This window comes from Cerasicoccus arenae, from assembly GCF_014651635.1.
In the GTDB taxonomy this organism is placed as follows: domain Bacteria; phylum Verrucomicrobiota; class Verrucomicrobiia; order Opitutales; family Cerasicoccaceae; genus Cerasicoccus; species Cerasicoccus arenae.
In genome coordinates this window covers 142,141-162,798 of the sequence record NZ_BMXG01000010.1, presented here as the reverse complement: position 1 = coordinate 162,798, position 20,658 = coordinate 142,141, and the positions used below count along the sequence as shown (strand labels likewise).

Genomic DNA, 20,658 nt, shown 5'->3' with positions numbered 1-20,658 from the left:
AGTATAAATTCAGATTCACCGGTCGGGATACCAGGCGTCTGAATCCGCATCGAGTTCGCTTGGATCGATCAAGCTGACATGTCCGTCGAGGTAACCGATATTGCTCATACCATTATGCCGCCCGAACGGCATTCCTGATGTCCCCGATTTGGGGTTTAAAACATAAGCGACCATTCCATCTTCTGAAGCGTGACCACTGTCAGCCACAACAACCTGATCGGACGGGTTAGCCACATTGTACATCGACACAAGACGATAGTCACCTGACTTGCCGCCTTTACCCAAATGGAGATTGTAGCCATACGAAATCTCTTCACGAGACAAGCCGCTGCCACTTGAACGCTCGCCAAAATACTCGTCCGCCGGACAGCGGAATACATCCGAAATATCACTAACCTGATCAATGCTCTTTGGCCTCGTGTACTCCAGATAAGGCGCGACATCATCGATGTGCCAAAGTGCAATTACCTCACCATCTTTCGCTCGATTGTGTAAGGGAAGTACTGCGTCATGCTCATTGGCATACAGCTGAACTGCGGCGAGAATTGATCGTATGTTAACCCGACATTTCGCTGTTTGGTTACTCGCTCGAACGCCCGAAATTACTGATAGTAAAACTGCTGCGAGTATGGCAACGATAACGACCGATACCAGTACCTCGACCAGCGAAAACCCGTTTTTTCTGGGATTGCAAGGCATTGGTCAGTCCACTTCGACTAATTCGATATGATCCAGATACACCTTGGTATTTTCATCAATGTCAGCATCTTTACCTAATAGAAGGCCAATGGTAACACGGACGTATCGGCTCCCATTTGGCGCAGTCGCCAACATCCCAAGCGGTTCGAAACTGGACGGAACTGAAAACGTTCCTGCGTCCGAAGCAATTTTCTGCTTAGCATCGTTCATCCAAACCAACGCGAGACGAAGTCGATCATCACTGCCCAAGTGAATGCCGCGGACTTGAAGCGATAATTTGTATTCACTTTCTTCCCGAACCTCAGGAAGGGCTTTATCGATGATGTGCCAACCTTCACGGGAGTTTCCGCCCTTTGCAATGCAGAGAGCGGATTCGCCGTCATAGACATTCTCACCTAGCATACCATCTTGAATGTAAGAAAATTCCACTCCATTACCGTAGGTGGTATGCGCCCAACCTTTGGGCAACCCTGCTTTGCCATTAATATCTTCTAGGCCGGGGTTCGGAATGAGATTAACGGAATTTTGTGAGTGTGCCAAACTGCAACTAAGCAGAAGCAAGGCTAGACTGGTAGTTGTTATATTCACTTATGTATGTTTCCTGCGCTTTTTACATCCGTTCGGCACTGCCACTGATGACCACAGCAAAGTGGTAGCTAATTTAATTGATAATCCATTTGCCGGGCAAAGATGCCAAGCGCTTCGAGAGTGCTTTTCCAAACAAAGACAAAGGGCCGAGATCTACAGTTCGAGATTACTTGGCTTTCGACGGACCTGTCGGAAGCAAATGAACAGGCAAATAGCTACAGGCAAACAGATTACATGAGGTTCCGGTATTGCCGTGCTATATGTAATATTGTCCAATGTAATGGCAGCGCCATTTCCAGTTGAATCCTGCCCCCAGAAGGTGAAAGAGTCGATCGCGATGCCATTGGCCAAACTACTTTTGGGAAGATTACCACCGACCAATAAGCCATCTACCCACAAATCGTAGCTGCCTGCAACGACAGTATTTACGCCACCATTGTAAGTCGCATCGGACGTTGAATTGTTCGCATAAATCTCCACCCGGTACTCTATGTCCTGTGAAAATGGATCAGAGAGAAGCTCGGTGCCGTTACTGAAAGCTGTCATACCACTTCCAGCGTCAAACTGAAATACGATATTCGCAAATGTTTCAGCAGCAGAAATGGCGCTGCCTGTTTTGGCGAAATCGTTGTCTCCGCCGTCACCATTGCCAAATACAAAATTCCATGAACCATCCGTGCCACCACTAAACTCAACGTCGAAAGACATCTGATACAGGCTCGTTGAGTCTAAGAAATCGTAAATCGCAAATTTGTTTCTTGAGCTACTACTTGATGCGGTAGCTAACAGCTCACTGCCGCTGCCGGAAGAAAGCGTGGAGGGCTGCAATACCCAGCTTCCGTCGCCTGAACCAATGCGAACATACTGCTCTCCACCTCCCGGCTGGGTCGATGGAATAAAATCGGTGGAGTTACTCGACGCGGTATTAAACGTCCCCGTGGAGTTACCAAAATCCTGCTCATAAACGACTGCAGAGGCAGACGCTGAAGACAGGGCTAAAAGCAAGGTCAATAATGAATTTATACGATACATAGGGTAAGGGTGCTTGAGGTATTTGATGTTTATTGTAAAAATGGGCACGTGCACAAAATCAGAAAATTCTCGTGATGTTGCAAGCATTTTTTTAAATGAACCTACACGGCCAACCATAGACGAGAGCATGCCAACTGCTTGCCGGGCCAAAGTAAAATGCGCTATGAACAGCTTCTCGACTACCAACCTCGAATTACAATATCTAGGGAATAATTAAATTTATAGTAATCGCCTGTAGAGATACGATTCTGCATTTGATCTTGGTGAGTGATTGGAAGTGAAGGGTCTTGCGTGGTCGTTCGTTGATTTCGGTTTCAATGTGGCCAAGGCCAGCCTTGGCCACATTGAGCAAGTCGGTTACCTTGGCTAAGTATTGCCACACAAGGCCGTTAAAGTTCTCTACACCGCCTTTTTCTCAAAAGTGATAGGGCTGGCAAAAATAGCTTTCTGCTCCGAGTGACTCGCTAACGTGCTGGTGCCCGGCGAACTCCAGACCGTTGTCGTAGGTGATCGTGTTGGCCCCGTTAACCTTGCAAGACCGCGATGATGGCTTGGGCGGCACAGTGGCATCCTTGCTCGACAGCTTGACCAAAACGCCCGAAGCGGCCCTTACGCTCGTAGATACTAAACAGATGGCCACCACCTCGGTAGCCTGCGATGAGATCGGCTTCCCAGTCGCCATAGCGGTCGCGTCGGTCGACGACGGGCGGCCATTTTCCAATTCCAACGCGGGCTGGAAGCTTGCTCCGGTTAGCCTTGTTACGATAGCGGTAGCGACGTTTTCCGTTGATTCGCAGTTGCAGGTAAAGGTGCCCGCCACGCTGCCGATCAGCCTGGATGAAACTGTAGATGCTCGTGCGCCTAGGAGCCCGGCGACCTTCACGACGCAAGGCCCCACTGATTTGTACCGGGCTGTGTTTGCGGGTCAGGCGTTAGCGCACACTGGTCTCCAACTCGCCGACAAAAACGGGTTCACGAGACCGTTTTCGCCATTGCCGGTAATCGGACTTCTGCTGCGCCTGTTTCGGTCGGTAAGCAGTCAATCCACGGTTGCGACGCAGTTCCTTGCTGACTGTCGATTGCGCACAGCCAAGCACGTAGGCGATCTCACGCTGACTGTTTCCGACTTTACGCATGCGATAGATTATATTACAATCCGCTTTGCGGAGACGACGGTAGGTTTTCTTCGGCATTTTGATTGTGGTAAATCGCAATGCTTGAGGACATGCCTTTCCTCCGCACTCTTATTCCCTAGAAGTTGGAATCTGCCTGAAATTTAATCGGAAATATCGCCATAACCAATAGGGCGACATAGCGCGACATCGAGGAGCGATCCCACCTAAGAAATGCCTGAGCCAAGTTATCTGCATCCAATAAATGGAAAAGCATTGACTGGCAGCGTTGCTTTTACGTAATAGTTGCCAAATGCTTGATATCACTTGCACCCGGTTTCATCCAGAAAACAAGGACGCGGTAGGCAAAGACCACCTTTCTATGAAAAAATGTACTCCGCGATTTCGTCGTCTCTTAATTTTCCCATTTCTCTGCATTTCCGTTGTTGCGACCGGCACTGAAAAACAAATTCCGAGCCTAGAGCCGCAAACAGAATACACCAAAAACCCAAGTTTGATGAATTTACCCATTTCAAGGCATTTACTGTGTCAGGGCGATTACTGGACGCCTTCCGAAGCCAATAAACATTTGAAGCAGTTTGCCTCCACCTGGAACGAACTGATTTCATGGGAAAGGCGCGCAGAGATGATTCACAAAGGAATTCTCGAAGGCCTCGCCTGGGACCATATGCCGCAGGCCCAGCAGTGTCTTAACCCGATAATCCACAGCCGACGGCAAATGGACGGCTACGTCGTTGAGAATATTGCGATAGAGAGTTTTCCCGGATTTTACGTAACCGGAAACTTATACTTACCAACCACTTCAGCAGATGCCCACCCTGCCATATTAAGCCCGCACGGCCATAAGCCCCATAAAAGACTGACCGACCAAATGCAGTTGCGCTGCGCATCGATGGCCCGGCTTGGTACCATCGTCTTCGCCTATGATATGCTGGGGCATGGCGATTCTACCCAAGTAACCCACAGCATCCCGATAGCGGCACTGCTCCAGACATGGAACAGCAAATGCGTTCTGGACTACCTGCTTTCACGCTCCGACGTCGATCCGACGCGGATCGGCATTACCGGCGCATCTGGCGGCGGCACGCAGACATTCCTGCTCACCGCGATTGACGAGCGCATAACGGCATCCGCCCCCGTGGTTCAAGTTTCGGCACATTTCTTTGGAGGCTGCGGTTGCGAGAGTGGCATGCCCATCCATAAGAGCGATCATCACCAGACAAGCAACGTCGAGTTTGCCGCCCTTGCTGCACCGCGCCCTCAGTTGATTGTTTCCGATGGCGCTGACTGGACGAGGAATACGCCAAATATCGAATTTCCTTATATTCAAAAAGTGTACGCTCTCTATGACGCCGAGCCAAACATCGAGAACGCACACTTTCCGACTGAGGCACACGACTATGGGTATTCCAAACGTTGCGCCGTCTATAATTTCTTCGCTCACCACTTCAAACTCAACTGGAAGTCGATTCCGTACACACCAGATGGCGGTTATGATGAAAGCTTTGTTACCATTCTACCGCCTGAGGAACTGCGTGTTTTCAATGACGAGTACCCACGGCCAGAAAATGCGCTCATAGGTGACGATGCTGTCATGGAGGCACTCAACTTTCAAATGCCCAGCTCTTAATCCGCTTGCTTAAATTACAAGCAAACCGGGCCGAAGGACTTTTACCCCATCGAATACAGATAAAACCATACATCTCAGCCCCAAACAATGATCTCAACTCGATTTTATTCCCTAAGCGTCCGCATATTTCGATTCAGTCTATTTATCCTCGCAGTCAGTAGTTTGAAAGCGGCTGATCCCAACGAATTTCTGGAGTACAATTATGATGTGGGAAGCGATGGGTCCGTAGAAACGCCGGGTAGACTTTTCGTTCCCGATAGCTACGACGGCAGTGCCGCGTTTCCACTCGTCTTATTTTTTCATGGCTTTGGCGAAGGTGGCGAAAACAACACGAGCCAGGTTAATGGAAACATCGATAATCTGCTGAGCAACGCGAAATCCTGGGGATTTTTCATCTACGCTCCCCAGAACAACTATCAGGTCAGTTGGAATCCAACCTCCGTGACCGATGCCATGCGCATGGTGGCTAGCCTGCTCGAAGATTATAATATAGACCCCTCACGCATTTACGTCACTGGCCTCTCCAATGGAGGTCAGGGTGCCTATACCGCAGCCTCCCTCTACGACGGAATCATCGCGGCTTCTACAGTCATCAACGGATCTCCTGGCCCCGGCGTTTTTTACGATCGACTGGTTGGCGACCCAATCTGGATCTACCATGCCAGAAATGACAGCTCCACGTCCGTCGGCACCTCACGCAATATGACCCGCGACATCCGGGCGGCGGACGGCAACAAGCCCGCCCTTCAGTTTCCACTCGATGATGACGTCAACTACGAATACTATAGCGATGGCAGCCCATACTACACGGATGGTTCCACCTTCTACGAGGAGAACGGCTTGCGCTACTCCGAGTATCCTACGGGCGGACACGGCATCTGGAGCCGGGCCTACAACGAGTCTCCGATGTACGACTGGCTGCTCAACCATACGATTAATCCAGACCCGCTACAGGAGGGAGAAACCATTCTTCTAGACTTTGGCAGCAGGGAATTCCTCCAGGAAGCAGACAGCTCCGGACGCTGGTGGAACAGCACGAAAGGCTGGCTCGAAAAGACCTTGGAAGTCACCTTTCCCTTTGCCACGACTGACACTGGCCGACGAACCAAGGTCATGGTTCGCCTTCTTGACGCGTTTGGCTCACGCAACCATAACGAGGGCATTTACACGGGAGGTCTGTTTGACGAAGCAATAGCCCGCGATAGTTGGCTCAGTTCGCGTGACGCTACCGAATCTAATGCTGGTGCACTGCTCTTCAGCGGGCTAGCGCCAGGGGCTAGCTATACTCTCACGTTCTTTGCCTCTTACAACAATGATGACCAAGGACGAGGGCGCATGAGCCGCTACAAAGTCGATGACCAATTCGTCGATCTCGAAGCAGCCAACAACGCCAACAATGTAGCAGCACTTGAAAATGTGGTCGCCGACGAAAACGGCCGCTTTGTTCTGAAAGTTTTCCCAACGCCCAACAGTGGGTCGCGGTACGGTCAGTTGAACGCCATGACTTTGCAGAGAGAGGTAAATTCAGGACCGGCAAACTATACGGAATGGGCGAACGGATTTTCTACTGCTCCGAGTGAAGACGAGAACGCCGACGGCATTCAAAACATCCTGGCTTACGCACTCGGAGCCGAGCCTGACGAGCACGCCCATGAGCGACTTCCCACCCTGACAAAGAGCAACGCCAACGATGACATGCAACTTAATCTGCCCGCGTTATCACGCCCAGACATTACATACCGCATACTATCGAATGAAACGCTCGATCCGGAACAGTGGACCTTGCTCGCAGAAAAATCAGCAGGCGCGCCTAGCTTCACCATCGAAACCGGTATTAGCATCCAAACGGATACAGAAGCGGATAGCATTAAAATAGTGGACACTCGGCCTCTGACACCACGACGGTTTTACGTGCTCGAAGTTGAAGCGCAATAGGCCACGCCAACAATGATGCCAATCTCAATCATTGTAACGATTCATTTTTGAGAATTACTCACGATCCAAACCCAGACATTATTAAATGAATATCGACGCGAAAAGTATGCTGCCGACAGAGCCGACATGGATCTGGGCACGAGAAACTCATAAAAACCAAACCCTTCTTTTTCGTACCCAACTACAGGTCCCAGAAAGCCTCAAGAGCGTCGATCTTCAAATCGCTGCCAATACTCGCTACTATTTGTGGGTAAATGGTTGCTATTTGTCTCAGGGGCCCTGCCCTGCTCCCAAAAATCAGAGTATCGTCGACACCTACCACCTGGATTGTCCTGGCCCCTCCATCTGTATCGCAGTCATCGTACATTACTACGGTGTCGACACACAAAGCCATTCAAGCGCAAAGCCCGGCCTATGGTGCCAACTCGTAAACCGAACCGGGGAAACGGATAGAACCATTGACTTACCCATAGAAAATTGGCGCTGCCTGCACCAGGGCGGTTGGATTCCCACGGACTGCCGCCGGAGCTGGGCAACTGCCTGGGTGGATCAGTTCGACGCAAATCGACATCCGGAAAACTGGCAGGCTCCGGAGTATAATGACGCCGACTGGGAGACTCCAATCGAACTGACTTACACGCATGCTACACTGGCCCCAAGAGAGGTCCCCCCGCTCCGGGAATGGTTCCAACCGGCTGAAAACCTGATTGCAGCCGCGTACGTTTCCAATCACGCGGATTTCCCATTTGATGGTGCGGTAAAGTTGGGCCAAGTCCTCGACGAGGAGCCATGGGATATGCTTTCAACTCAGCAATTGACCAAGGTTTGCGAAGCTTGGTCTGCTGGGAAGGGAATCACCGCCGAAGCCTCAGGAAAAGGACTAGCCTTACTTTTTGATCTGGGGCACGAAGTCGCCGCTCAGACGGAATTCGATATCGAGGGCAAAGACGGCTGCGTCGACCACTATGGATCAGAACGTTTACGAGCCGGTCGCCCACGTGCCTATGTCAAGGATGCGGATTACTCAGGAAGATGGTTTCCTCCAAGTTCCGGCCGTGTATCGAGCTTTCGTACACTCAACTACAACGGCTTTCGCTACCTCCTCATAGTCCTCCGCCCTGACAAGCATCCATTGCACTTACGCCGCTGCGGTGCTTGGCGACGCCAAGCGGATCTTGTTCGGGCCTGTGAATTCACTCCGAAGGATTACGAAGAGCAAAGCCTCTGGGAAACAAGCCTACACACTATTGAAGTCGGGACGCAAGAGACCGCGATCGATTGCCCGACCCGAGAGCAGGCGCTGTATATCGGCGACGGTCTCTGGCACTCACTTTGGTTGAACAAGCTCTACCAGTCTCCCGGACACCTCCACCACTTTTTCGACGCGATAGCCGCCAGCCAGCATGAAACCAGTGGACTCATTACCCCCGCTGTATTCAGAGGTGCTCAACCTCCGGTATTCCTACTCGATTATTGCCTGATTTATGTATGGGGCATTGATGTCTACCGTCGTGCGCTTCCAGGAAACAACTCTCGGGTGAAAGCCACCCTCGAAAGTGGTGAGCGAGTATTGAAGTGGTTTGAAGACCGTATAGGTTCAAGTGGTCTTGTAGAAACGAATCCCAAGTCATTTGGCCACGGGCCGGAAGAAGACCATGGTCAATTGGTCTTCATTGACCATCCTGGTATGGGCTGGCACATGCAAAACGAACCCGGTATGGAGCGCTCTTGGATTCAGCAGGGCCTTAATGCCTTCCTTATTATTGCCGTGCACGCCTTTCTAGCCTGCGCCGAGGCCTGTGAATACACGCACAGCCTGAACCTTGAAAAGCTTTCGGTTGAACGGCTACGCGAGCAATCGCGTAAATATTTCCATCACACAAAAACCGGCTATTTTTCGGATTGTGTGGATGAGAACGGAAAGCGGAAAGGCTGGAGCGAACAGTCTCAAATACTCGCCGTTCTTTCAAAAATGACCACTGGTGACGAGGCCCATGAAATGATACGTCAGTTGATCGAAGCTCGACACGATCCGAAGCTCTGTAAATGTACCCCCTATTTTTGGATCTACTATGCGGAAGCGCTCAAACAGAGCGGACACGGAAGTCAAATAATCGAATTGGTAAAAGAAGCCTGGGGCGGAATGAATTCTAACCCAGAAGTCACTTGCTGGTGGGAATGTTTTGGCGGCGATGAGCTGGACAGCTATTGCCACCCGTGGTCAGCGGTGCCAGCCTGGCTACTCCACCCAGATGCTTCCGAGTTTCGACTTTGCCTTTAGAAATACCTATTTCTTCGATTTCGGGACTGGCCCCATAGACCGTCTTAATACTAGTTCACAAGGCAAAGTTTGAATCCGTGTGGGCGCATCGAAATCACGCATCCGAGCATGGAGAATATCCACGATTACACGAGCCATTAGAGAACGGTCCACTCGAATGGTCGATAGGCCCACTGCCTTGGCACCGGCAACATCATCACTTCCGAATATAGAGATATCGCGGGGAATTTCCAAACCCATGCTAACCGCATCCGAATAGAGTGAAATCGCCGTTTGGTCGCTGTAGGTAACAACTGCGGTCGGACGGCGCCCCTGAAGGTTCCATTGGCTGAATGCCCGAATACCGGCCTCGTCACCAGCAATATCAAAGACCGACCCTGTCTCATCAAATTCCATTTCCAATTCCTTTAATAGCTCTAGGAGAAGCCACAGTTTTCCCACTGGCTTCCTAAGATTCGAAAAACCCACATAAGCAACCTTGCGGTGCCCCACATCTTGCAGGTAAATAAGAGCTTGGCGCAAACAAGCCTTGTAATCGATGTAAACGCCATCGAATTCGCTGCCAAAAAGCCTATAAAGTAAGACAATCGGGAAACCCCACGATTTTAGTTTCCGGTACAAATCTACGTTCTTTCCACTCACGATTGGATTGATAATCAAACCATCGGTTTCTCCAGCAGACCAGTGCAACAAGGTATCTGCCTCCACAGTCTCTGAGTCGTGAGTAATCGCAAGAATTGAGCTGTACCCCCCCTTCGCATTAACCAAATCCAACTGCTCGTATAACTCAGAGTAGTTCGTGTTTCCCAGATTGGGCAGGACGATTCCGATTCTAGAGGTGTAGCCACGTTTAAAATTTCTCGCTGCCGGATTCGGATAGTAGCCGATCTCACGGGCCGCCTTTAATATCTTCTCGCGCGTTGCTTCGCCGATACCCGGCTGTCCGTTGAAGGCACGCGATATCGCACCTTGCGAATAGCCGGTCAGTTTCACCAAGTCCCGGAAGGTCGGGCGTTGCGCCCGGTTCTTTCCGTTTTTTACTTCTGTTGTCATATTTTTGATACTACGATAAAAGTGAAATCAATAATCAAGCACACTAATTTAACCTCCGTTCCTACACAAGTTTAGAATTACTACAGAGGCTAACCCTCCCTTTCTAAAAGGTTAAGCTGAAACGTTGCCAATTCATCGGAATTCTTATTTTTCCATTGCTATTACGTAGTATATGTTCAACGTAAAGCACTCAATATGCATTCAACCACATCCAAAGGCCCTGTCGTCAATCCGCAGCAAAACTCACGGATAGAAACCACCCCGTGGGGGTATTTCGACCAGAAGAACAGGGAATATGTCCTTCTCAGCCCTTTTTCGCCACGCCCATGGAAGAACATACTCTGGAACACCCACTACAATACCCATCCAAATCAGACTACCGGAGGGATCAGTTACAAACGAGAAGATTCAGGGGAGACGATTCTCCTCAACTGGTCTGGCCACAAATACTTCTATCTTCAAAATGTCGACACCGGGCAGCTCTTTTCCCCGGGTTACAGCCCAATTTGTAATCGAGACTTCAATAACTTTAAGTATCGATATGGACTAAACTACAGCATTACAGAAATCGAACAGTATGGTTTGCGACTGACGATTACGCATACTGTGGATACAGAGAACCCAGTAGAATACTTTGAAACAAGCCTCCATAACACGGGACAAAGCACTGCGACTTGGCGCGTCATCTTTTACACTGATCTCGCCCTCAATCAAGGCTCCGCGAAATTCCAAACTGCCAATCCCTTTAGTTCGGCTCGATCGCGGGACGGTCACTGTCTCGAATTGCACAGCCTAGAGCCACTAACCGGGAAAACCCGAACGGCATTCCTCGAATCCAGTGATGTCTTCGGAGGGGCTCTATTTACACGGCTAGATTTCACTGGTACCTACGGTAATCTCACCCGGCCCGACGCGCTAATATGCAATTGGCCTGAAGCCGACAGTGCAATTGAAGCACCCATCCTTTGTGGTTACTCAGAGCACACGCTGTGTCCCGGCGAGTCAAAAGACCTACTCATCGCCCTTGGACTTCGCTTTAATGCGACTGGTGTTGACGAACCCCGTTTCAGAAGTGAGCAAGTTCGCCGTTCCAAAGACCAGCAGAGCAAATGGTTTGACGACCTTTACGGCAAACTAACCGTCAGCACTCCTGACCCCGTATTCGACTTATACACAAATACCTGGATCAAACATCAGCTGACCTACAGCGCTTATTGGAATCGGGGTTGGGCCAAAGGTTTCCGTGACAGTAACCAGGATGCCTGGGCCTTCACCCTTCTCGACCCACAACGCTCGCGGAAGATGATTCTGGACTGCCTTCCTTACCAGTATGACGACGGGCGCACCGTCCGGAAGTGGGGCCCTGTCGACCGTGACCAGTATAATGACGGCGGAGCTTGGCTGATCTTTGCCACGCACGCCTATCTCGCAGAAACCGGGGACTTTGAATTGCTCGAAGAAAGGGCACCGTTTTTTGAATCCGAAGAAGCAAGCTCCGTTTACGAGCACCTCAAGCGAGGTGCTGACTACCTTTGGAATAATCGCGGAGATCGCAAACTCTGCCTGATGCCTTATGGGGACTGGAACGACCGTCTGACAGGTATCGGCAAAGATGGCAAAGGCCAAAGCGTCTGGACTACCATGGCTTTGGCGCAATCGCTCCGCCTCTTGGCTGAAATCGCCGCCAAAGTCGGCAAGGCCAATGATGCACAAAGCTTCGAACAGCGGTATCGCACAGTAACCGATGATCTGCGCAGGGAGGCCTGGAATGGGCAATGGTACTCACGCGCTTTCACCGACGCGGGTCATCCAGTCGGGACACCTGACTGTGCCGAAGGCTCCATTTACCTGCTCCCCCAAGCTTGGAGCATGATCAGTGGGATTGCGACCGAGGAACAGATTCCCTCCGTACTGGAGGCCACCTATCGTTATTTACAGGTCGACCATGGTTTCCGCCTGCTAAACCCACCCTATACCCGTTTCGATCCTAGCATAGGCCTACTCAGCAGCACCCCGCCGGGCCATCTTGAGAACGGAGGCAATTACTGCCATGGAAGTATGTTTATGGCTTATGCACTGGGACAGAGCGGACGGGTGGACGATGCACTGGACACCCTCAAACGGATTCTGCCCATTAACCCCCAAAACCCGCCCTCTCACTCCCATCAGGAACCATTTTCCCTAACCAACTCCTACTATGCCCCAGAAGCTGGCAAAGATTCTTCTGGGCGATCCTACTTTTCCTGGCGTACCGGGACCGCAGGTTGGGCATTCCGAACGGCAATAGAAAGCATTCTGGGAGTCGTCGCGGGAATAGATGGACTAGATGTGCGTGCGAAACTCCCCTCCGATTGGGATCGGGCCAGCATGTCGCGAAACTACCGTAACAAACAAATCCAGATAGAGTGGAAACGTACCGGTATAGGCTCCCGCTTTTTAAATGGTAATTCGATCAATAGCGTACCAATCAAGGCCGAGCAATTAAGCGAAAATAACAACCTATTGGAAATCACATTCTAAAAAACATCCCCGCCTAAAGGCTTAGGAGAACTTCTCATATATGGCCTCAAAACTTCTCGTCACTGCCCTCTCCCTAATTATCAGCGTTTCCCTGCTACAAGCCGACACCATGCCCGGCTCCGTTGGCATCCCTTTCGCTGCGACGCAAAACGGTGTGAACACAACGGATCCCGGCCAACCGATAATACGCGAAGTCACCGTCCACAATCAAAGCAACCGTAGCCTCTCCGGCACAATATCGCTCTCGGTTCAGGTCGACTCGGAGTTCTCCGAAGAAAGCGCTCCAGCGCCCTCCTTGGGCGAGCTTTCCCTCCCTGAGATTGGCCCCGAAGCTGACAGTGCCTCCATGAAAATTGAGGTGCCTGCTAATGGCAAGAAGACCTTTGAGATAAGCACCGAGCAAGGCATTCCAGTCGGATACTATTTCGTCGCACTCAGCGTGAATCTCGGTGGTGCAACTCAATTGCTTTATGACCATCAAATCGTAATGCATGAGTCATTGCCAGAATTACCAGAGGATTCACGCTTTGGCATGAATTCATCGAACCCGAAATACATAGACAATCTGCGTCGGCTAGGGGTCGGATGGATTCGCTTCGAAAACCTCAAGTGGGCATTTGTTAACCCAAGCAAAGACGAGTATGCCTTCGATGGCAGCGTCGCTCCCTGGAATGTTAAAATGGACGAAATCTTGGCAGCTTACAAGGCGGCCGGCTTCAAGATGGCAGGCTACTTTTTCCAGACTCCCTGGTGGGCCTCCTCCGCGCCCGAAGATATTAAAAAGCCGCGCAAACTGGTTTATCCCCCCACCGACAATGCCTACTACGCCGACGCTGTCTTTCAGACCATCGCACGGTATGGCGATGTAAATCATCCAAACTCAGCTCTTAAATCCAAGAATAAGAAATCTGGTCTAGATCAACTAGCGATGCTGGAACTGTGGAACGAGGTAAACTTGACCAACCCCAATTGGGGTTTCTGGGTCGGCAGCATGGAACAGTATTTTGAAATGTTTCGCCCTGCAGCAGAAGCCGGCAAAGCTGCTGACCCAGATGTACTGATCTCACACTCCAGCTACGCCGGTCTGGCACCGGAGCTAGTCGACCAGCTCCGCACCTATACTTATCCCGACGGGAAACACCCACTCGATTTCACCGATATAATCAACGTCCACTACTATAGTGGTAAATCCCTGCCTGAGACCGCCACTTTGGATCCCAACGCAAATCGCACCGGCGTCGCTGTCGATGGTGCCCGCACCTTCGAGGAAAACCTGATCGACCTCGATGCCTGGCGCAACCAATTCAAGCCCGAAGCCGAAATTTGGATCACCGAAACAGGGTACGATGTCGGAGGTAAAATTGGCAGCACCCTGCGCATGCACTGCGCTAAATTACCCCGTGTATATTTGCTCGCCTTTGCCAACGGCGTAGACCGCATTTTCTGGTACCGCGAGAAGGGCTCAACGCCCTCACAGCATGCTGGTGCCGGGTTGATCGACAACGACGAGAACATCCGTCCTTCCTGGCTGACTATGGCAACGCTGATCCGGGAACTCGATGGTGTCGGTACGCGTGACTGCCTGGTATTGCCCCACCCCAATAAAAATATCCGCCTTATCCTATGGAAAACAAGAAACGGCCCAATGCTAACGGCCTGGGCAGTCGAAGGCGGAGATAGCGTCAATCTTAACCTTGGAACCGTAACAATCACGGATGCCTTTGGGAATAAACGTCGGGCAGAACTCAACGGTGAGTGGGCGTTAGGCGACTTCCCAGTTTATATTTCTGATATCGGTGACATCAGCGAGGTATTTGCCCTGAAAGACAAAGCACTTGAGATGAAGAACCAGGCGATACGTTCACTTGAAGAATCAAAAACCTTGAAAATGTATCTCTTTGACTTCGGCACGCATGAATACGGCGGCCTGCTCCAAGGCCACGGCCTGATGCGCCCCTTTACCACCGTGACTAAAGGCGACCGATACTCATCGCAAATGGGCTACGGCTTCACTACCTCGGCTGCCTCAGACGGAGACCGAGACTACGACCGCCTAGCACCTTTGACCCGCGACATCACACGCTTCAAGCGGAATACTGAATTTAAAATCGACGTCGAACCCGGCGACTATGAGATATGCGGATACGCCCGCTCTGGCACATCCGACATCAATGCAATCGTCGACGGAGGCGCAGGTGGCCCGCTCAAACTTACTTTGAGCGCTCCCCAGGGTGCCAAGCCAAACTTCGAAGGGCGCGTCACCTCCCGAGGCACTCCACTCACCATACAGTTCGACCACGACGTCGATGTCGCGTGGATCTCAATCATCGAAATCAAAAACTAGCGACGCTTTCCACTAAACCGAATGCTCGGTGCGTGCTCAATCGCCACTGTCCCAAATGAATGCTGTTTCGCCTCCTCCAAGTTGCTGTTGGTCCCAGGTATTGATGGTCAGTGACAAAGGAAGCGACGTCGGATCGGGATTGAGCAGTGGATCGCTGGTATTTCACATCCATGTCAGAAGGCGTGCCCGTAGTTCTTCAAGTATTTTGCCATAAGCAGGGTCGCCCGCTAGATTGGCCTGTTCATGAGGATCGAAATTCAGGTTATACAGTTCTTCGGCTGGTGTGATCCGCCCCCCCATCCTTTTGTCAGTAAAAAACGTTTGCTGTGGTCGTCGTCGCAGTTAGGCAAAATAGTGGGATGAGGCACGGCGAAATTACGGATGTAGTTTCAATCCTGCGTGCGGACTGAGCGCTTCAGTTCGAAAGCCGCATGAAAGGTCACTTCTGAGAAAACCGCGTCTCGAACGCTGTCGACTTCCCCGAGCATTAGAGGAAGCAGGGAATTACCCTGCAGCCATTCGGGGGCCTCAAGTTTCAGCAGATCGCATACCGTTGGATAGAAATCCAGATGGGAGACCCTAGCAAGCCCGGCATTGAGGCCACCAGGCAAACGGAGGATTAAAATACACACCAGTTCCGAGCGACGTCAGACTGCACTCATGAAGCGGAAAAGCGATGCCATTGGTCGGTCGTGGCAAGAACGAGTGTGTTCTCCACAAGGCCTGAGGCAGTGAGGGAGGCGATTACCTGACCGTAATATCCGTCGAGACGCTCCACGGCGTGTTGAAAATAAAACCAATCACGGCGAGCTTCCGGAGCGTCGGGTAAACTAGGCGGCGGGCAGACATAATTGGGGCTACCATCGCCGTCGTGCGGTGAATATCGCTCCTGATTGAAGCCATGTGAGACCCACTCGGTACGATGTGTCTCCATAAAGCCGACATCGAGGAAAAAGGGCTTTTCCCCTTCAACCGTGCGTAGGAAATCCGTCGCGTAATCAACGATATCCTGCCCGGTGTTGCGATCGACATCTGAAACTTTCGTGTAGCCACAAATCTCGGGAAGGCCGACATGCTCGAAGCCCGCCAGCACGGTTTCATAACCATGTCCGGCCAGGAAACTCGCGAGATGACGGGGTGAACGAGCCGGCCGCCCCGATGTGCCAGTGCCACCATCCCAGCCTGGTGGGAAGTCTCACCTGACAGCAGACCCGCACGACTCGGCGAGCAGGCAGTGCGGTGCAGTAGGCCTGTCGGAAGAGGCATCCGCTCTCCGCCAGAGCTTGCAAATGCGGCGTCCGTACCGGGCTTCCATGTGGCTAAATGGACCGCCCGGTATCGTGCGAATGTAGGTAGAGGATATTGAACGGGTGAGTAGCTCATATATTCAGTCAGTTCAATGCGAAGCGTTTCATGCAAAATATTACATGATGAAATCAAAAAAAACAACCGGCAGGTTTCACCCGCCGGTCGCGTAAAAGAAGTAGGCCTCTACGATTCTTTAGCGAGGCCGAAGCAACCGGAATTAAGCCTTGCGGCGGCGGTAGATCATCGCGCCAACCAGCAGGAAACTCCCCATTGCAAGAGCGACTTGGGAAGGCTCTGGTATCACTGTAGAGTCGTAAATCGCAATGTTGTCAATTGCTACGCTTTCGGCTGTGTTCTTATGAATGAAGCGGAATCCATAGAGATCTCCCGAGTTGGCCGCCACGTTAAGATTATAATCATTCCAAGTGCCTCCGTCCTCATACCAGACGGAAATGGTTTCGCTGTTCGAGGTGTAGTTACCGCCATTTGGGCCGACATAATTCACATTACCTCCTGTATCGTTCAAATACAGACGAAAGGTTAACGTACCTTCGGGTGTGAAAGCTGGAATTTGGAAACCAGAAGTCGTGTTGACGGATATCTGTATGGTACCCGCCGTGTTGCCACCCTTAACGGCTACATAACCGAAACTATTCGTGGTAGAAATACTACCTTGACCATATGGACGGCTGACCTCGTCATTATTACCAAAAACAAAATTAGTTTGCCCGGTAGAATTGGATGATGTCGTCAAATCAAAGTCATACTCTACCATCAGGAAGCTGGGCGTGCCGCCCGTGAAGCCACCGGTGTAGCGAAAGCCCTGCGAGTCGTTTCCTGAGCCGCTTACATTGGAGAGCAACAGCGCCCCATTAGTGATGGACTGAGTCATGCCGGCAGGACCGGAAATATCCGTGAAAAGGCTGCCCGATGCGGTGCCGCCGGGGAGAACGTAATCACTGACCGTGTTGCTGGAGTTGAAGTTTTGCTCGAAAATGGTCGCCGCATGGCTGACCGATGCAATGCCAAGCAGACATGCAACAAGGCCAAAGGTTCGGGTTTGGAGGCGCGGGGATGATGGGAGTAATTTCATATGCATGGATATGGGTGGGTTAGGTTTGATTATCGATTTGGGGATCACCGTTTTTACGGCAATTTATTGGGATTGTACTGGAAGACTAACTTATGGTATTACGTAAAATCAAGATAAAAGCATATATTCCACAGTGAATTCTGAGACGACAAAAACACCTTCACATCGATTTGTTGAGCACCAATTGAAAGTACCTTTTCCGATGTACCACTGAAAATAGACTATAAAGGGTTCACCCGTGGAACCAATTTCGGAAAGTTTATCCTTGGCTTTACGCATACGTAATACTTTAATTCAGCACCATGACAATCATACCCCGTCCAATGTTGTTGCTTATTGTTAGCACCTTGTTCTCATTCAGTTCTAGCTCCCTGCCGGGAGTGGAACTGTCCCTACTACCGGAAGCTCCGGACGCCGTCATCATGGATGGAGCTTCGAGTGAGGTGACCATTAAGTTGCAGCAGGGGGATTCCAAAGACGGCGCCTACGAGGTGCGCCAGTATTTCACCGATCGCTACGGCATTGAAACGAAGGGTGCGACTTTGCCTGCCGACCTGAAGCAGGTCTGGACTCACAAGGCAGTAGTGCCAGTTGAATACTATGGCGCGACGGAGTATCGGGTGGAGGTCTTCGAGTCCGAGACAAAGCAGCCCATCGCCACCCAACGATTGTGGTTAGTCAAGCCGGTGCCCCTGCCCGAGCTAACGAAGGCCGAGCGAATCGCGTCACCTATCGGTATTAACACCCACGACGGGGCTCACTGGCAGACATTGAAGGCCTTCGGCGTACACTGGGCTCGCGATTATAGCTGGGGCTGGCTGCGCCAGGGAAAACATATCCCCAAAGCCGCCAATCACACAGACTTCGGCAAGAAACTCGAGGCAATTCAAGCGGCAGGTATCGAAGTGCTCCCAGTGATGCAGCGAGCCTTCCGGACGAAGGATAATCGTTTTTTCATCCCCTGGGGCGATGTTATTCAAGAATCTTACGAACGGCTGAGCAAGGGCTTTCCCGACATCCTCTATTGGGAGTTGGACAATGAATCCAACCTTCAACACCGGGACGAGACGACAGAAGACTATCAGAAATACCTCGAAAGCTACGTGAAATACATTCGCATGGCGTACGCAGGCCTCCAAGACGCAGGAAACGGCGCGAAGGTCGTCCTGGACGGCGAGGCGGGCATCCACCCCGTCCGGGCGCGCTACCTACTAGAACAGGTCGGAGATTATTATTCCGTTGTCAACTACCACTATTATACGGGCACCGTTGCTCCCGAGATTGCAGAGCGGGATATCAACACCGGGGCCGAAGACCGGCCGCAGACCGTCTCGTTTCTTGATATCATGCGGGAGATGAATCAACTCGCCAAAGACCACGGTAAAGAGACATGGCTGTCGGAAATAGCTTGGTCGGCGGAAGGCGGGCCAGAGGTAGGCTATCGATACCAGGCGGCTTACCTCCACCGCATTTACCTGCTCGCTGCCTGGGCAGGAACCGACAAGGTATTTTGGTTCTGGGACCGCAACCTTGGCGGCCAGGGACGCTTTAGCGGGACAGGATTGATCGATATGGAGACCAAACCCACGGTGGCGCTTCCAGTTGGTGCGGCCATGGCTGGCATCTCGAAATTCATTGCCCGTGCTCGGTATGCTGGCTCAGTTGACATCGGTCATGAACGCTGGTGTCTCCTGTTCGAGCGCCCAGAAGGTGGGTGGCTGGTTGCCGCTTGGGCAGTAGGAACCGAGTTCCCCCTGCCCTCCGAATTGGAAAACGCCAAAGAGTCTTTCGACCTCTACGGGAATCCACTCCGCGACCGTCGCCTAAGCGACGACCCCGCCTATTTCTACCTCTCCGCCCTCCCCGATGAATGGGAATCTCAGCGCCAGGTTCAGTTGCTCAGCACGAGCACAATTAACATCTATCAAGGTGATGATGCCACTGTTGAAGTCCGTGCCGGTGGGGATATCAAACTTCGTTTTGCCGACCTTCCATCAGGAGTTCAGGTGGGTGAATGGACCTACGAAGATAACACTTGGGTATGCGACTTAAGCGCCAATCCGACTCTGCCCGCCGCGATCTACTCCATTCAGGCAGTGGCTTCAGATAAGGGTTGGGAAAAGCGTTTCACCCTACGCTTGGTCGTGCGCCCTGCTGTGAGTATACGGACGATGCCTTACACACCAGGGAAGCCTTCGTCCATCGAGGCGACTTTACTGATTCCGAAAGCCGTCGAAGCCACTTTCTCCACACCTGAAGAGCTTGGCACCATGACACCGGACAGCCTGGAACTTGAAAGTGATCAAACCAAAACGCTCGAATTCACCGCCACCTCAGAGGACCAAGGTCCAATACAACTCACTTCAAAGTTAAGCAATGGCGGGACCCAGGTGACATGGATTCGCCCTCGCATATTGCAAGTGCCCAAAGCCGGAAATATCCAGATAGACGGAAGTCTGGACGACTGGCCCAAAGACAATGGCATCCTAACCCGACACTCACTTTTATTGAAAGGGCTGGAAACCGGCTTCGACCCCAAGATGCGGCTCGCATGGTCGTCCGAAGGACTTTATGTCGCCGCACAAATTCCGGTCGGGATGGGCCTCAAGCCACCGGCGAAGCCTGAGGATTTCTGGGAATGGACAGGGCTCGAAATGAACCTCAACGCCGCCGATGTGAAGACTGAGCCAGGAGCCGTGCGCCCGCATCTGCTATACTTCGTGCCAACCCAGGACGGAAAGAACCAGCCTTGGCGGCTATTCGCCGGGGAGTGGAACAAGCAGATGCCAGACGGTTCCAGGAATCACCTGAAAGACGACATACGAACCAAGAATGCCGTCATTTACGAAGGCGGGATGATGACTCTCGAAATATTCATCCCCGACGAGGTCTTGGAGGCCTCCCCCGAGGCCAACGAAATTTGGCGCATGACCATTAACGCTAAAATCTCAAGAGCGCTTAGTCCGAAAACGGTGGCGACGTGGCCCGCAGGACCCGGTAAGGGCTGGGAATCCTGGGGCATGCTCATATTCGAAGATTAAC

15 protein-coding genes are annotated in these 20,658 nt (G+C 51.6%); 6 read left to right on the top strand and 9 right to left on the bottom strand.

The genetic code is table 11. The features are described 5' to 3' along the window. Window positions 1–15 precede the first annotated feature (15 nt). From IE065_RS09900 to IE065_RS09880, 5 genes are all read right to left on the bottom strand, one after another. Window positions 16–699: a prepilin-type N-terminal cleavage/methylation domain-containing protein gene (locus tag IE065_RS09900; protein ID WP_189514555.1), complete on the bottom strand. Its 684-nt coding sequence runs from the start codon at window positions 697–699 to the stop codon at window positions 16–18. Window positions 700–702: 3 nt separating this feature from the next. Further along, window positions 703–1,239, bottom strand: coding sequence for a hypothetical protein (locus IE065_RS09895; RefSeq protein WP_200163370.1), 537 nt, complete (start codon window positions 1,237–1,239; stop codon window positions 703–705). Window positions 1,240–1,440: 201 nt separating this feature from the next. After that, a complete protein-coding gene (locus IE065_RS09890; RefSeq protein WP_189514526.1) occupies window positions 1,441–2,436 on the bottom strand; it encodes a hypothetical protein in 996 nt (331 codons plus the stop codon). 407 nt (window positions 2,437–2,843) lie between these two features. Beyond that, the gene (locus tag IE065_RS09885; RefSeq protein WP_189514524.1) at window positions 2,844–3,209 is read right to left on the bottom strand and encodes a hypothetical protein; all 366 of its coding nucleotides are present in this window, start codon (window positions 3,207–3,209) and stop codon (window positions 2,844–2,846) included. Between the two features lie 42 nt (window positions 3,210–3,251). Then, window positions 3,252–3,512: a helix-turn-helix domain-containing protein gene (locus tag IE065_RS09880; RefSeq protein ID WP_189514522.1), complete on the bottom strand. Its 261-nt coding sequence runs from the start codon at window positions 3,510–3,512 to the stop codon at window positions 3,252–3,254. A 232-nt stretch (window positions 3,513–3,744) separates the two neighbouring features. Here IE065_RS09880 and IE065_RS09875 point away from each other — a divergent pair, with 232 nt between their 5' ends. The 3 genes from IE065_RS09875 to IE065_RS09865 all read left to right on the top strand — a co-directional run bounded on the left by IE065_RS09875 (window position 3,745) and on the right by IE065_RS09865 (window position 9,298). Further along, window positions 3,745–5,082, top strand: a complete 1,338-nt coding sequence (locus IE065_RS09875) for an alpha/beta hydrolase family protein (protein WP_189514520.1) — start codon at window positions 3,745–3,747, stop codon at window positions 5,080–5,082. 87 nt (window positions 5,083–5,169) lie between these two features. After that, window positions 5,170–7,017, top strand: coding sequence for a carboxylesterase family protein (locus tag IE065_RS09870; protein ID WP_189514518.1), 1,848 nt, complete (start codon window positions 5,170–5,172; stop codon window positions 7,015–7,017). 85 nt (window positions 7,018–7,102) lie between these two features. Beyond that, the gene (locus IE065_RS09865; protein ID WP_189514516.1) at window positions 7,103–9,298 is read left to right on the top strand and encodes a hypothetical protein; all 2,196 of its coding nucleotides are present in this window, start codon (window positions 7,103–7,105) and stop codon (window positions 9,296–9,298) included. 6 nt (window positions 9,299–9,304) lie between these two features. On the opposite strand, the gene IE065_RS09860 is transcribed toward IE065_RS09865, so the two are convergent. Next, window positions 9,305–10,351, bottom strand: a complete 1,047-nt coding sequence (locus IE065_RS09860) for a LacI family DNA-binding transcriptional regulator (protein WP_189514514.1) — start codon at window positions 10,349–10,351, stop codon at window positions 9,305–9,307. Window positions 10,352–10,546: 195 nt separating this feature from the next. Between IE065_RS09860 and IE065_RS09855 the strand changes: the two genes are divergently transcribed. Further along, window positions 10,547–12,871 carry a GH36-type glycosyl hydrolase domain-containing protein gene (locus IE065_RS09855; protein ID WP_189514511.1) on the top strand — a complete coding sequence of 775 codons (2,325 nt, stop codon included), beginning with the start codon at window positions 10,547–10,549 and terminating at the stop codon, window positions 12,869–12,871. A gap of 40 nt (window positions 12,872–12,911) precedes the next feature. Continuing rightward, a complete protein-coding gene (locus IE065_RS09850; protein WP_189514510.1) occupies window positions 12,912–15,215 on the top strand; it encodes a glycoside hydrolase family protein in 2,304 nt (767 codons plus the stop codon). 389 nt (window positions 15,216–15,604) lie between these two features. Here IE065_RS09850 and IE065_RS09845 read toward each other — a convergent pair whose 3' ends face one another. From IE065_RS09845 to IE065_RS09835, 3 genes are all read right to left on the bottom strand, one after another. Then, window positions 15,605–15,847 (bottom strand): alkaline phosphatase family protein, encoded by a 243-nt coding sequence (locus IE065_RS09845; protein ID WP_189514508.1) that lies wholly within the window; start codon window positions 15,845–15,847, stop codon window positions 15,605–15,607. Between the two features lie 26 nt (window positions 15,848–15,873). Then, on the bottom strand, window positions 15,874–16,308 hold the full coding sequence (locus IE065_RS09840) for a sulfatase-like hydrolase/transferase (RefSeq protein WP_229792088.1): 435 nt from the start codon (window positions 16,306–16,308) through the stop codon (window positions 15,874–15,876). Window positions 16,309–16,740: 432 nt separating this feature from the next. Then, on the bottom strand, window positions 16,741–17,622 hold the full coding sequence (locus tag IE065_RS09835; RefSeq protein ID WP_189514506.1) for a hypothetical protein: 882 nt from the start codon (window positions 17,620–17,622) through the stop codon (window positions 16,741–16,743). A gap of 296 nt (window positions 17,623–17,918) precedes the next feature. On the opposite strand from IE065_RS09835, the gene IE065_RS09830 reads away from it, so the two are divergent. Further along, on the top strand, window positions 17,919–20,657 hold the full coding sequence (locus tag IE065_RS09830) for a hypothetical protein (RefSeq protein ID WP_189514504.1): 2,739 nt from the start codon (window positions 17,919–17,921) through the stop codon (window positions 20,655–20,657). Window position 20,658 lies beyond the last annotated feature (1 nt).